We start from the raw sequence: 12,287 nt of genomic DNA on the forward strand, positions 1-12,287 counted from the left end.
CCATCAATAAGGGCTACCGGCGATATGCCGATAAGTCAAATCAAACCGAGCAACAGCGCCTATTAGTACACTGCCAGTTTCAGAAAAAAGAGTTGCTCCGCCGGTATACGTCAAATCTTCAGCCAACCCGCCCAGCGTCGGATCGGTGCCAAGTGCCGTTGAAATCAAATAAGCAAGAAGTGAATTAGCAGCCGTGGTTCGGCTGGCGTCTTCGTCGTAACGATTAATCGCCTCGACAGTTAAGCTGGCGACCACTAAAACATCATCATAGTCGCGACTTAAAACCGTTTCCTCTCCCTCGATCAGCGCATAAAAAGGCGTTTCGTCGTAATCCTGTGGATAGGGATTACGGGTTGCTTTCAATCGAGTTGCTAGCGCGGCTATTGCGAGTTCACGTTTGGCGGTTGCCATTAGTCTTCACCCGTGCCATCACCAGCGGGAGGCGGATTTTTTTGAATCAGCCAACTTGTCTCTGCGTCGATCGCTTTCTGCAAATATTCGCTCAACTCTGTCCCTAAGTCGGTAGTGACCGATTCAAACATCTGCCCTGGACCTGGGCCATATAGCACGGTATAAGGTAACCGGCTATTCGGATTAATGGCGTTCTTCATACCTTGAGAGCGCAATACCTCATTCCTAACTGCAATGAGGTATCCGCCGCTATTCTTTGCGGGAACCCAGAATCCGCTTAATATTTTGACGGGTGTCTTTTTGACTTTAACGACAATCGGATCAGACGGCCTACCAGCACGAAATGGAAATAGAGACGTTAAAAAATTCTCCATTCGTGTTCCAGTTTTCTTGCTCGATAAAATAGCCCTAAGCTGATTCGAGTTAGCGCGATTGTTAAATAGTTGTGCCGGCCCATCCAATTTGCTCTTGATCTTGCTAGACGACAAATTAACTTGCTTTGCTATTTCCTGAGAAAATCTCGTTCTTGCGCGTGAAGCCGTTTTATTCAACCCGCGATAGAGCGCCTTGGTTGCGCCGTTCTTGATATAAGCAAGGCGCTCACGTACTTCATTCAGTTGCTGTTCGTTGACTTCAACTTCAATCATCGCCAGCCCTTACGATAATCCGAGAAAAATAGCCATCATCGGAGTCACGTTTCAGCACGATATATCGATCCGATCCTATGGTAATCACGTCATTTCGACGCGGTATGTTTCCAGCAAGATCAGCGATTGCAATCGTAATGATCGTCTGCTTCTCAATAGCTGACGTGGCTTCGGTTAGTGGATTCACTACGTCTTTATCGACGATAGCGACCACGGTTAATTCATCATCCGTGGAATCAACCGTATAAGTCGCCGCATCTCCAAAGAACGACTTGATCAGTGGAACAGCAGTCCCGTTCATCAAGTCGCTAAAATCCGACATGGGTTACTCCCAACCGAAGATCGAATAAAGCTCAGTCGCCAGAGCTTCAGACCCATTGTTGAGATACGCCCATGCCGTGATATTGCCGCGCATCACGCCAGCACTCCCATAGGACCGCCGATCAGCCTGACTTTGCAAGTCGTGGATGCGGCGGTAGCGGTTTCCCAAACCGTGCCGATGGTATGCTTTCCGCCAGTGGCAACACCAGAAGCGAACGCGGCTTTAAGCTGCGAGCCGGTAGTGCGATAGAACACGCGATTTCCATTCGTCTTTGCGCCAGTCGCAACAGCAGCCAGCGGAAATACACCTTCCAGCGCAATCGCGATTTTCTGGCCTGCACCGGTGGCTGAATTCAGCGCAACCCCAACCATGCGATTGATAACTAGCAACTGGCCATTAGCGACAGCGCCGCTCGTCGTGTAGTTGAAAACTTCGCCTTCAGAAAGACTTTGAGCCATGACTGTATCCTCAAACTGATTAATCAGCCGCCCAATCATGGGCGGCGTGACTGAATGGATTAGTTGCCGCGATACTTGTGAACAGCGCGGAAATCGAGCGCGGACACGCCGAAGTCAACGCCCACCAAATAGCTAGTGCCTTGACCATCCCACTCTTCGTTTTCCCGCATGTACGGTTCGGCCATGCCATTCAGGAAAGCGACCTCAAACGTGTCGAAGATGTTCGGATCAGCCAGCAGATACCACGCTGCGGTGCCGTAAGTCTGTCCATCGAGCCGGGCATCCGTGATGACCTCGTAGCGACCGCTGAACGGATTTGGCGGCAAGGTTGCCCCAGTGCCAGCCGGGTCGTAAGTCGCGGCCATGAGCACGCGCGCGGTGTGCTCAAGCGCCTTCGGGACCATCAGGAACCGTGGCTGGATATTCAGCACCGCGCTAGTGTTCGGGTCGGTCTGCTTAGCCATGGCCACGGCAGCGGTATTCAGCGTCGCGACAGTGGGAGCGGTGGATGCAGCCACATAGTTCTTATGGCTTGACGTGTCGAAAAGCGCCGTAGAGTCCTGATTCAGAGTCGGACCGGTGCCATTCAGCAGCGCATAAGTGATGTCGCCAACCTTCCGATTGCCGGCGCGGCCCATGGCGCGGGGAATAGCCGACAGGGCACGCAGATCGTCGTTGATGATCAGCTTGCGAGTGATGCGGTATTTCTTCGCATAGCTCACCAGCTTGATCGTTTCCTTACGATCCGTGAACTTGCCGTAAGTGATGTCTCCATCTTCCGGGACTTCATCCAAGCCGGTGAAGCCGGAAAGGCCGCTAATCTCTGCGGTCTTGAAATCCGGCAAGGTGCCGCGCCGCGTCCAGGTCTGCCACGTTTCGGGAGCCTCTTCCCACCCTTTCAGCAGCGACTTGTTAGCGACATTAGCAAGGATATTGGTGAAGTCGGACGTGGTTTGCCCAGCAGCGCGATACGTCAACGCGCGAAAGGCTACGGCGTCATCGTCCATCGCTTGTGTGTTGATGCCGTGCATCCGGCAATAATCGCCAGCGAGCACGATCAACCGCTTGCCCACGAATCCACCAGCCCGCGCGCCGTCAATCGACTTGCGGTCGGTCAGGACGCCGGCTTTCACAAGCATCGCTTCGGTAAATCCGTTGCGGAATTTCTCAGTCTGATCTTCGCCCATGCGGACACCAGCACCCAACGGTCGCGGCTGATAAGCAGGGGAGGCGGCGGGTTGAGCGCGACTGGCAACGCCAAAAACTTGCACGCCATCAGGCACGGTTCCTTGGTTGGAAGCCGGTTCCGCTTCGCCGCCCAGCGTCTCCATCACAATCTTGCGAGTTTGATCGGCGCTCCATCCTTCATTCAGCGCTTGCGCTCGAATGCCGTCATACACCGAATCACGGGGACAATTGGATTAGCAAAGATGCCATCGATTTCTTTCAGTCGATTGCGCTCATCCAGAACTGCTTTAGCGCGTATGGCATCGATTTGACGAATCGGCACAACCGGATCAGTGCCAGCGCCATGATTATCAGTAGTCCCGACTTCGACAGCCGGCGTTTGAGTTTCATCAGCCATTGCATTAACTCCACTTAAAGACCGATTAATTCCAACGGATGCGTCCGCCGGCACCGTTACGACACTTGATTCAAGTAGCGTCCATCCAGTCACGCGGATGTCGTTACTATTTGCTTGTTCTTCAAATTTGTTGACTTGATAGCCAATAGAGATATTCTTTAAAAACCCGTCACGCACATCATTAAATACTTCAATGGCTTTCTTGTTATTTGAAAACCGCAAGACGCCACGCAATTTTCCATCCTTGATTTTAATTCGCTCCACCACGCCGATTGGCTCATCGGTATTGTGATTCCATAGCAGCGGCAATCCATCGCCGGCCCGACTCAAATCAACGGCGTCTGAATCGTGAACAAGAATCTCTCGGCCAAAGAATCGATCAACTGGCGATTCGCTGGATAGCGACGCGGGAACGGTTCGGCTTTCGAGATTGGCTTCCCGCAAATCTAGCGTTGCAAACCGCTCAAAGCGGCCATCTTGCAACGCGCTTAGGTCTCTTGTACTCATGCCGCTTGATCCTGTACTGGAGCCTCTTGTGGCGTTTGCTGTTTCGGCTGCGAATCCAGCGGCGGGCGCACGTCCAGCGGGTCGGCCATAAGCTGCGCGTCAACCGTTGCTGGGTCTCCGCCCAAGTCTCTAATAACCTGCTGTCTGCTTCTAAAGCCGGCCTCGACCATGGCTTGAAATGCTTCGATTTCTTTCTTTGGATCGATCCACGGGATTTGCGGCGGGCGGATTTCAGGACGATAGAGACTCATCTCATCAACGCCGGCCGGTACGCGCAACAGACCGGAAAGCCGAGACGCATCAATAAATCGACGCCAGACCGGCAAATAGAATTTCTCGCGAAGGTAGTCAAAGATACGGCGATAATGCGCAACCGTCTCAACCAGTTCTTGCCGTTGCGCGGAATACGTGCCGTTGTAGTTCTTGGCGATACTGGAAAATCTCGTGCCGGTCCCGGACGCAATGGCCCGCAGTTGTGAATTGCGGAATAGCTCAAGATTCGGATTCGGGCGTTTCGAGTCGATAACGCCGACATCCTCACCCGGCTGTAATCCGTCGAAGATTAAACCAGGTTCCATTGAAAATGAACGGCTCCCGGTTTGGCTCTCTTCGCCAGTCGTAGTGACGGTATCCGATAGCGCCGAATCGCGCTTGATGAAAGCAGTGAGTGCGGCGGCAACTCGCGCGGCAATTCGCTCGCTCTCTTCGTAATCTTTCAGATCATCCAGCCGGGTCAGCACGCCATGGAAAATAGATACACCGCGCGTTTGGTGTAGCCGTTTCACCAATTTAAGGTGCACCACGTTTTCGGCGCGAAGAAAAACCGTATCGAATCTTGAGCCGGGAAGAATCAGTGAGCCGGGATGCTGCTTGAGAACGTAATAGCCAATCGCGCGACCCCAGCCGTCTTTTTGCACGCCGTGAACGATCAGCCGAGATGCGTCGGTTAGATCGAAGGGCACAAAATCAGATTCGAGCCATTCCAGCGCATAAGGGATTCGGCTGGTGTACGGCGCAACGGGCTTATTGACGTGTTGAGCAAATACCTCTCCATCCCGAAGAAAAGAGCGACAGACAATCCGCTCCATTTCGCTGCCTGGAAGTTCGCCGGTCACTTCTGGGTATTGCCAAAACTCTTCCCACAACTCGGCAAGCTGCTTATTGAGGTCCGTCGCCGGATCGCGAGTGCGCGCATTTCTGGCCATCGGCTCGATACCTGCGCCCGCGCCGATGATGTTCGTTACCAGATCGTCAAGGATGCCAATCGCTAGATCGTGGTTTTCGTCCAGCCACCGGCCATACTCGCGCAAGTTGCCCTTGGCGCGGTCCATGACAGCATCCGCGCTTGCCGAGTTGCCGCGCCTTGGATGCTGAGAGGTAGCGGTGGCGGCGTCGTAGTAGCGTTTTGCGCTGGCCAGCCGTCCGAGTGCCAGCATCCGGGAAGCCGCCCAGGAAGGCGCAACGTAGGCAATCAGGCGGGTTAGCGCGTCCATGTCGCCACCGCGTAGGGTTGCCCAGTCGTCGCGCCCGTGGCTTCAGCGATAGCCGCTTGGAGCTGGCCTATGTAGGCTTTGAGGCGGGGGAGTTCTGCGGGGGAGAACGATAGGCGCTTGTCACCGGTCGCAATTGTGACCGCGCGCTTGCCGATGGCGAGTTCCTGCATCGCGGTTTGAGCGTCACTCAACCACGTTTGCAGAGTTGCTACAGGGATACCGGTAAAGATGGACATTCCATGCTTACAACACAAAAAAATGGAATGTCAAGCATTAAAAAACCCGCTACGAGAGCGGGCTGCATGGACGGTGCTGCAAGTTTAACTGTGAGGATTTCTCACATTTAAAAGCAGCCCTACTTCTTGGGATTTTTTACCGCGTTTCGGCGATTAGCCGCCTCTTTAGCCAAAAATGCAAGCGGTATCCGGGTCTTCCTGCCGCCGTAATTGTAGACCTGCTCAATAACCACAAGATAAGCATCCCTTGACACCTGCGCGGTCATCATCCCAGAATGGGCCTTGACCCTAGAAATAAATATATCCTTGTCAAATCCATCAACCCTGCAAACTGACGATAAAGCCTGCACGAATGCAAAATGTCTTGCGAACCTTACGCCATGCTCCGCGCAAGAAATCGCCAAAAACGCGACATCATAGGCGTGTTTTTCGTCGGAAACCTTATAAGTTCCAGCCTTAAACCTGTTGTTCTGGTTGCCATTTGCGGTTGTTTGTCCTGCCAGCATGGCGATGGCGCATTGAATAGGTATCCCGGTCAATTCAAGATAATTCTTGACCTTGATATAGTGTTCGCTGCCAACTCGGCAATAGCTGGCCAGATAGTCTTGTAAGGTCCAAGGCCGCGTAGCGACTTCGAGTTCTTGGATCGTCTCTCCCTGATCTTCGGCAACCACGTACTTGCAGGGAATTCCAAGTTTTCTGGCAACGTGGAATCGATGATGCCCAGCCTTGATCTTCAGCTTTCCGCTGCCGTTTTTAACAACGTGCATCGGGTACGGATCAAGCCAGCCATAGGCCAGCATGGACCGCTCAAGCGCCGTGGTCTTGCCAATGTCCCGGTTGAAGTCAAACAATTCAAACCGGTCGTAGTTAGTAGTTTCCTGAATGTTTGCCATGATACAATTACCTCTTAACGGTTTTTTTCGATCCACTTTATGACCCCATCCAGGGCGCTATCCCGGTTGGGGTCTTCTTTCTTGATGCGCTTTAGTTGTTCGATAGCCATGACTCCGTATCTTGGGGCATCGTAAACCTCGCCGTTCACAACAACATGCCGCTTGGCGGTTTGCGGCGTTTTGGTGCCGCCCCCTATTTGCCGTGTAGGTTCTTTTCGCCTTCGTTGCCTTGTCTCTCTGCACCTCTTCCGGTTCGTTGGCCAGTATCGCCGCCGTCGATACCGCTATCCGCCCCTCCTCGACAGCCTCAATCAGTTCTGGCACGCCTTTCTCCAAGACTTTCGTCGCGTGATCCACGCTCTTTCCAGACACTCCAAACTCCTTACCGGCCGCATCGCGGGCGTCGCTCTTCGAGCCCTCCGGTAAATTTACCGGAGGGCTATGCTGGTTGACCCCGCTTTCCATCCGCTCCTTCGCCTGCCGGTCGTAGTAGGAACGGAATCGGGCAGCGACCATGGAAAGCTGCGACGGGGTGAGGTGCCGACGGTGGACGTTGAGCGACTTCACGTAGCCCACCGGATCATCCGGATTTACCTCGACCGTTTTCGGCGCAACTCCGGCGATCTCGCAAGCCTTCCAGCGCCGCCGGCCATCCAGTATCTTGCCCTCGTATAGTTCAATCGGTATCTGTTGCCCGTTTTTTGCGATGTCTTCCGCCAAGGATGAAAGAGACCCTTTCTCCATGGGGAGGATGTTGGCAATCTCATGAAATTCCATGACCACCTCTTGGCGGTAACACGCGAGGCGGCCCATCATCTGAAACCTCAATAACCCATGTTCCCCTCATATCTCCTCCTATCTTTTTGGCGCCAGGTATGCGCCCTGCAATGAGCAGTTGCTGGACTCGCGTCCTGCATACGCCTAACCTTCGGCTCGCTTCCTTCGTATCTATCAGCATCGCTGTTTATCCTATCTCAAGTGATTGGATTGTGCAAGCATAAAACAAATAAGAGTATCAGTCAAAACTTAAAAGCAAGGCATTAAAAAACCCGCAATGGGGCGGGTCTGGATATGCGACGTGTCGATCAAAAACCCGGATCGTCCGGCGAACCCAGCGTGGTCGGCTGATCGATCAAGAAATCCTCCAAGCTGGCACCGGCTTCCAGCTTTTCCTTCAACCAACCGGGTTGCTTGCCTTCCCGGCCCAGGTGCATTCGGGCTTCGCTGGGTCTTGATACTTCGGCTTTGACGGGTTGGCCATCTTCACCGGTGCCGGACACAGCGCGGCGAGTTCGGCTTCAGTTGCCGCCGTTCTGGCCTTGTCGGCTTCGACTTGGGCTTTCAGTTCCGCGATGCGCTCTTCGCGCTTCTGTTCCAGCATCGCCTGGACCTCTCGGCCATATTCATCGATGGAATCGGCGATATACCGAAGATCGCCGAAGTTCATATAGTCCAACGGCGGCAGAACGATATGGCGCCGATGATCGATGGATTGCGGCGCTGGACCCATAATGTCATTTTCCCCATATTCGCGTGCTTGAATCATTGCTTACCCCTCCACCGGAATCAAACAGGCTTCACGCCCCACCACATCCACCCACGCTGGCGCTTTACCGCGCCCGGTCCAGGTCTGTTCTGGATTTCCAGGATTGCGAAACTTCGCGGGCCGCGAAGACTTAACCCGCTTTTTCTTCTCTTCCGTCTTCGCGGGCGGCTTCATCGCTAGCAGTTCGGCGCGGCGAGCATCGAGCTTTGCAAGCTCTTCATCGAGACGCTTCAATAGCTCGGCCTCGATTTCTTTTGCCTGAACCAGTAGTTCATCAGTTGTTGCCATCGTCAAATCCATTACATTACCTTTCTGTAAGCGCCGAATATAGCGCGATTACAATATAGGAAATCGGATTAATCTTTGCAATACCCGCGATTGCAATAAAAGTGATTATTCTCTTTTCCGCGCTTTCCGGCTTGCTCCCTGGACATAATCCCTGTAGCCAAGGCGCGGGCGATACCCGTTGCAGTCTCACCGAAACGCTCTAGCCGATGGTAGAGCGCTCCAGGGCTAATGTGATGGGATCGTGCAAGGTCTATGAATCGCCATCGATGTTGCTGGTATTCGATGAATCGCGCCATCGTTCGGCCTCGACAATGATGGTTCGGCAGTTTTCGTCAAACTCCACAACATCCGACATCGGCCCGTGCTGGCCCCATGTCTTGACCGCCTTCCACCCGGTTTCCGTCAAAAGTTCTTGCAACTGGAAAGGGGTGTAATGCCGTTGATGAAACGGTGCGGTTTCCGGCGAATAGGGCACCACATTTTCGTTGGGGACGCTGATCAGCAGCCGGTCAGCGGGTAGCGACTGAAGGAGCGGCTTCGGGTCGTGAAGGTGCTCGATCAGCTCGAAAGCAACCGCCCAGTTGGCTGCGTATCCGGTCCTATATCTTTCATGAAGACACCGCCCATCCAGCTCTTCCTGAGAGTAGTATATTTTCTTGTGGTCATAATGTGATTCAGCGTAGTCAATACTCTCTCGGCTATGTTCAAGAGCGATGATAGTATCAACAGCAGGCTGTTGCGCCATGATAAGGCTGCCGTAGCCGATACCAGACCCGCAATCAATGACCACGCCGTGCACCTTGCTGGCTGCAAAAGCATAGCGGTATCGATGATCCGGCTGTATCTCTTCCAGCGTCTCGGCCACTTGCCGCTCTCCGGATAGGAGCGCCGTGGTTTCTTCGGTCCCGCCTTGGCCAGTCATCGCCCGGAAGCGGGCGCGATTTGCTGGAATCACCAGCGGATTGTCTTTGTACCCGTAGACGAACCCGCGCTGATTGATGCCCAGAAAACCGGATTGTTCTGGAGCCATGCACACAAGGCCAGCGCGCTCCATCACGCCTACCCAGTAGGCCACGTTGACGTGGCCATCTTCGACCGCGCCGTTTTTGTGGTCGGCATAATCCGCGCCGAATACCCGCAGTTCCTTGACACCGATGAAAGCCGCGTAGACCACGATATAGGCAAGCGAGTTGTGCCACCAATTCGAGTGTTGCGGCTGGATGTTCTTTCGCAACCAGTCCCAAATTTCGTTCAACGGATACCGATAGACGTGATTTGGCCAGCCGTCCGAGTTGTCGCTTGTGATGATCGGCTTGTTGTGCTTCCAAAGGCTAGCGCCGTAACGCGGGAACTTATCCGCTTCGCCTTGAATGTGGTCCATCACAAACAACAAATCGTGGTTAAAGACATTGACGCCACGGTTCAATGTCCAAATCTCATCACAGGTTGTCACTGCTTCAGATAAGTCATGCTGAAGCCATGCGCCTGCATAAACGTCGCGCGACTGCCCTAAAGCAACCAGCGCAACGGTTTTAGGGGTGTTTCCGGTCGGATGATGCCATTTCATCTTATCCATGGAGTGCCTGTTTGTCTGCGGATGAATGAACTGTTGCCAGTGCGGATTGTGGCTTTGGGAGCAGGAGCGGAATGAATAGGCCGAGAATGATCGATCGCGGTCCAATCAATAGGTCTTGCCAGTAAAGCAGCCAGCGCCAAAACGCGAATATCAAGCGCTTCATTCCTTCTGTTTGCAGGCAGAAACCATTCTCGAATGGGCCGGCCCTTAATATACTTCGTTCTGACTTGTTCAGCAGTCAGCATTTCAAAATAGTGTTTATCATAATCTAGAGGGAAATGGCAATAGCCCGGACCCGCCTCCTTAATCTTGAGCCGTGCATACCATGCGTCTTTTCCTGAATCAGCGCCAACATGCCAAACATTCGCATTGTATTTTTTACTCTTTGCGGCTTTTGGCGTCCAGATTGGCTTCGCTCCAGGCATTCCCTTTGTTGGGTAGATATGCCGACCAATCCGTGCGCCGCAAAATGCGTAGACCTGTGCGGTATGATGCCCGCCAGAATCCACACAACCAGCCATGACGCGCAGTCTTCGGCCCGTTTCGGTCTGGTAGATGCCTAGCAAGAATTCATCGAGGTCATTCCATACTTCATTTTTGGCTGGATCGCCATGGAATACCCGATATTCAATGCCCCACGATTCTGGCGCTTCATCACGTGATGATGCTCGCCACCCGACAATCTCAGCCTCCAGTCGGTCCCCTTGCACGTCCACGCCAGCAGTCAAATACAGGATTCTTTCTGGTATTTGATCCTTGCCGTAATGCTCGCGACGCCCCATCAGTGAGTCAGGGTCGGCCTTTTCAGCGTCTTCCTCCCACGATTCTCCCAAGCTGGTATTGACCCAAGTCTTGAGCAATTGCGGGTCTTGCTTTGCAAATAGAAACTCTCTAGCAATATCGGCCCATTTTCGCCATGGGCTATAGAGTTCGTTGATATGGAACCCGGCGACGCCGTTAAAAGGCATTTCAGCTCGCCATTCTCCCATTGCCAGCATTCGCGGCTTGTGACTTTCCTCGATTTCGACAGCGCATTCCGGGCACACCATGATCGCTCGATCAGGCTCACCGGGAGGCCATCGGCAGTTCTCCCACTTGAATATGTGGAATGTTCCGCAATGCGGGCAAGGCACGTAAAAATGGCGTTGGTCGCTATTCTCATACGCCATATCGATACGAGAAGCGCCCTTAATCGTTGGCGTTGAGGTCAGGACAATGCGACGATTCCAAAATGTAGCGGTGCGCTTGATCGCTAAATTAACAGGGTCGCCTTCACTGCCGGCACTCGCTGGGTATCGGTCTACTTCATCGCACAATACGATGCGAATCGGTCGGCTGGCGAGGCCAGCGGGAGAATTCGACCCGGCAAGCGTGAGGTGCCCGCCAGCGAATCGTTTGTGCAGGATGGAGTTGCCAGAATCGCGGGAGCGTGGATCGGCTATCTTATCCTTGAGCGCTGGAGTGTCTCGAATCATCGGCGCAAGGCGGTCTTTCGAGAACGCCTCTGCCATGTGCTCCGTAGGTTGGAGCATGAGAATAGGCGCGGGGTCTTGATCGACATGAAAGCCGATAATCGCTTTCAGAATCGCAGTTTTCCCGATTTGCGCGCTGCTTTTGACGACGACGGTATGGATTCCTCTCTCGGATACCGCGTCCATAATGCCTTTTTGGTATGGGGCGCGATCCGTGGAGAACTGTCCCGGTTCGGCGCTATCCTCAGCACTCAGTTGGAGATATTGATTCGCCCACTCGCTGACCGTCAGTTTCGGTGGCGGTTTGATCGCTTTGAGCGCCGATTTCGAGGTCCGATTTAAGGCAATTTCCCATGTCATTGTCATAGTAGAGTTCTTCTAGCGCGGTATGGATTGCGTCTGTGAGTAGCGTTTCGACCTCAATAAACGACTTTCCGGCCACCAGTGGCGCGTATTTGTAGGGGATCGCAATCATCTTAGCCCGGAAAGCCGAAATCATTCCAATCCAAGATGCTTCTACCTTCTCGGAGGGGATTAAGTGGCCTTCGAGTTGTGCTTTCTCCAAGGCAAGAATATCGGCCTCCAGCTTTACCTTTCGCGTCCGCTCCGTATCGTAGTCGGTAGGGGGTTCATCTGATTTTTGGCGAGCATCCAGCCAAGAAATAACAGCCGCCGTCTCGTATTGATTGCCCTCCCTGCCCAGTCTTTTAAGCAGGATCGGCATACCCTGTTTTGCCCACTGAGTCAGCGTTTCTTCAGTGGTTCCGAGAATATCCGCAAGCTGTCGCTTGTTGACTATCATCTAAAAGGTCCGTTTTGTTGTGCTGTCGCTACAGAAATTTCGGGCTCC

At 53.4% G+C, this 12,287-nt stretch carries 14 protein-coding genes; all 14 read right to left on the reverse strand.

Annotated features, from left to right (window positions below):
- Positions 1 to 3: 3 nt before the first annotated feature.
- The 14 genes from IPK79_14365 to IPK79_14430 all read right to left on the reverse strand — a co-directional run bounded on the left by IPK79_14365 (position 4) and on the right by IPK79_14430 (position 11,803).
- The gene (locus IPK79_14365) at positions 4 to 411 is read right to left on the reverse strand and encodes a hypothetical protein (GenBank protein ID MBK8191616.1); all 408 of its coding nucleotides are present in this window, start codon (positions 409 to 411) and stop codon (positions 4 to 6) included.
- Complete coding sequence (locus tag IPK79_14370) at positions 411 to 1,058, reverse strand: hypothetical protein (protein ID MBK8191617.1); 648 nt, start codon at positions 1,056 to 1,058, stop codon at positions 411 to 413. The genes IPK79_14365 and IPK79_14370 overlap by 1 nt, the downstream gene beginning before the upstream one ends.
- Positions 1,051 to 1,380, reverse strand: coding sequence for a hypothetical protein (locus IPK79_14375; GenBank protein MBK8191618.1), 330 nt, complete (start codon positions 1,378 to 1,380; stop codon positions 1,051 to 1,053). The genes IPK79_14370 and IPK79_14375 overlap by 8 nt, the downstream gene beginning before the upstream one ends.
- Before the next feature lie 92 nt (positions 1,381 to 1,472).
- Entirely contained in the window at positions 1,473 to 1,838 is a 366-nt protein-coding gene (locus IPK79_14380; protein ID MBK8191619.1) for a DUF2190 family protein, read from the reverse strand.
- A gap of 59 nt (positions 1,839 to 1,897) precedes the next feature.
- A complete protein-coding gene (locus tag IPK79_14385) occupies positions 1,898 to 3,169 on the reverse strand; it encodes a hypothetical protein (protein MBK8191620.1) in 1,272 nt (423 codons plus the stop codon).
- Positions 3,170 to 3,207: 38 nt separating this feature from the next.
- On the reverse strand, positions 3,208 to 3,906 hold the full coding sequence (locus IPK79_14390; protein MBK8191621.1) for an HK97 family phage prohead protease: 699 nt from the start codon (positions 3,904 to 3,906) through the stop codon (positions 3,208 to 3,210).
- A gap of 20 nt (positions 3,907 to 3,926) precedes the next feature.
- Complete coding sequence (locus IPK79_14395; protein MBK8191622.1) at positions 3,927 to 5,423, reverse strand: phage portal protein; 1,497 nt, start codon at positions 5,421 to 5,423, stop codon at positions 3,927 to 3,929.
- Positions 5,411 to 5,659, reverse strand: a complete 249-nt coding sequence (locus tag IPK79_14400; protein ID MBK8191623.1) for a hypothetical protein — start codon at positions 5,657 to 5,659, stop codon at positions 5,411 to 5,413. The genes IPK79_14395 and IPK79_14400 overlap by 13 nt, the downstream gene beginning before the upstream one ends.
- Positions 5,660 to 5,778: 119 nt before the next feature.
- The gene (locus tag IPK79_14405) at positions 5,779 to 6,555 is read right to left on the reverse strand and encodes a hypothetical protein (protein ID MBK8191624.1); all 777 of its coding nucleotides are present in this window, start codon (positions 6,553 to 6,555) and stop codon (positions 5,779 to 5,781) included.
- Positions 6,556 to 6,612: 57 nt separating this feature from the next.
- Positions 6,613 to 7,332, reverse strand: coding sequence for a ParB N-terminal domain-containing protein (locus IPK79_14410; protein MBK8191625.1), 720 nt, complete (start codon positions 7,330 to 7,332; stop codon positions 6,613 to 6,615).
- Between the two features lie 397 nt (positions 7,333 to 7,729).
- Positions 7,730 to 8,101, reverse strand: coding sequence for an H-NS histone family protein (locus tag IPK79_14415; GenBank protein MBK8191626.1), 372 nt, complete (start codon positions 8,099 to 8,101; stop codon positions 7,730 to 7,732).
- A 3-nt stretch (positions 8,102 to 8,104) separates the two neighbouring features.
- Positions 8,105 to 8,401 carry an H-NS histone family protein gene (locus IPK79_14420; protein ID MBK8191627.1) on the reverse strand — a complete coding sequence of 99 codons (297 nt, stop codon included), beginning with the start codon at positions 8,399 to 8,401 and terminating at the stop codon, positions 8,105 to 8,107.
- A gap of 238 nt (positions 8,402 to 8,639) precedes the next feature.
- Complete coding sequence (locus tag IPK79_14425) at positions 8,640 to 9,965, reverse strand: hypothetical protein (GenBank protein MBK8191628.1); 1,326 nt, start codon at positions 9,963 to 9,965, stop codon at positions 8,640 to 8,642.
- Complete coding sequence (locus IPK79_14430) at positions 9,953 to 11,803, reverse strand: phage terminase large subunit family protein (protein MBK8191629.1); 1,851 nt, start codon at positions 11,801 to 11,803, stop codon at positions 9,953 to 9,955. The genes IPK79_14425 and IPK79_14430 overlap by 13 nt, the downstream gene beginning before the upstream one ends.
- Between the last annotated feature and the right edge of the window lie 484 nt (positions 11,804 to 12,287).

The organism is Vampirovibrionales bacterium (assembly GCA_016712355.1).
GTDB lineage: Bacteria > Cyanobacteriota > Vampirovibrionia > Vampirovibrionales > Vampirovibrionaceae > JADJRF01.

What these genes read in the sequence shown, in the direction of transcription:
- IPK79_14395 (MBK8191622.1), bottom strand. Translation starts at nt 5,423, where the DNA reads ATGGACGCGCTAACCCGCCTGATTGCCTACGTTGCGCCTTCCTGGGCG.
- IPK79_14380 (MBK8191619.1), bottom strand. Translation starts at nt 1,838, where the DNA reads ATGGCTCAAAGTCTTTCTGAAGGCGAAGTTTTCAACTACACGACGAGC.
- IPK79_14410 (MBK8191625.1), bottom strand. Translation starts at nt 7,332, where the DNA reads ATGGAATTTCATGAGATTGCCAACATCCTCCCCATGGAGAAAGGGTCT.
- IPK79_14425 (MBK8191628.1), bottom strand. Translation starts at nt 9,965, where the DNA reads ATGGATAAGATGAAATGGCATCATCCGACCGGAAACACCCCTAAAACC.
- IPK79_14430 (MBK8191629.1), bottom strand. Translation starts at nt 11,803, where the DNA reads ATGACAATGACATGGGAAATTGCCTTAAATCGGACCTCGAAATCGGCG.
- IPK79_14365 (MBK8191616.1), bottom strand. Translation starts at nt 411, where the DNA reads ATGGCAACCGCCAAACGTGAACTCGCAATAGCCGCGCTAGCAACTCGA.
- IPK79_14405 (MBK8191624.1), bottom strand. Translation starts at nt 6,555, where the DNA reads ATGGCAAACATTCAGGAAACTACTAACTACGACCGGTTTGAATTGTTT.
- IPK79_14370 (MBK8191617.1), bottom strand. Translation starts at nt 1,058, where the DNA reads ATGATTGAAGTTGAAGTCAACGAACAGCAACTGAATGAAGTACGTGAG.
- IPK79_14400 (MBK8191623.1), bottom strand. Translation starts at nt 5,659, where the DNA reads ATGTCCATCTTTACCGGTATCCCTGTAGCAACTCTGCAAACGTGGTTG.
- IPK79_14385 (MBK8191620.1), bottom strand. Translation starts at nt 3,169, where the DNA reads ATGGAGACGCTGGGCGGCGAAGCGGAACCGGCTTCCAACCAAGGAACC.
- IPK79_14415 (MBK8191626.1), bottom strand. Translation starts at nt 8,101, where the DNA reads ATGATTCAAGCACGCGAATATGGGGAAAATGACATTATGGGTCCAGCG.
- IPK79_14420 (MBK8191627.1), bottom strand. Translation starts at nt 8,401, where the DNA reads ATGGATTTGACGATGGCAACAACTGATGAACTACTGGTTCAGGCAAAA.
- IPK79_14375 (MBK8191618.1), bottom strand. Translation starts at nt 1,380, where the DNA reads ATGTCGGATTTTAGCGACTTGATGAACGGGACTGCTGTTCCACTGATC.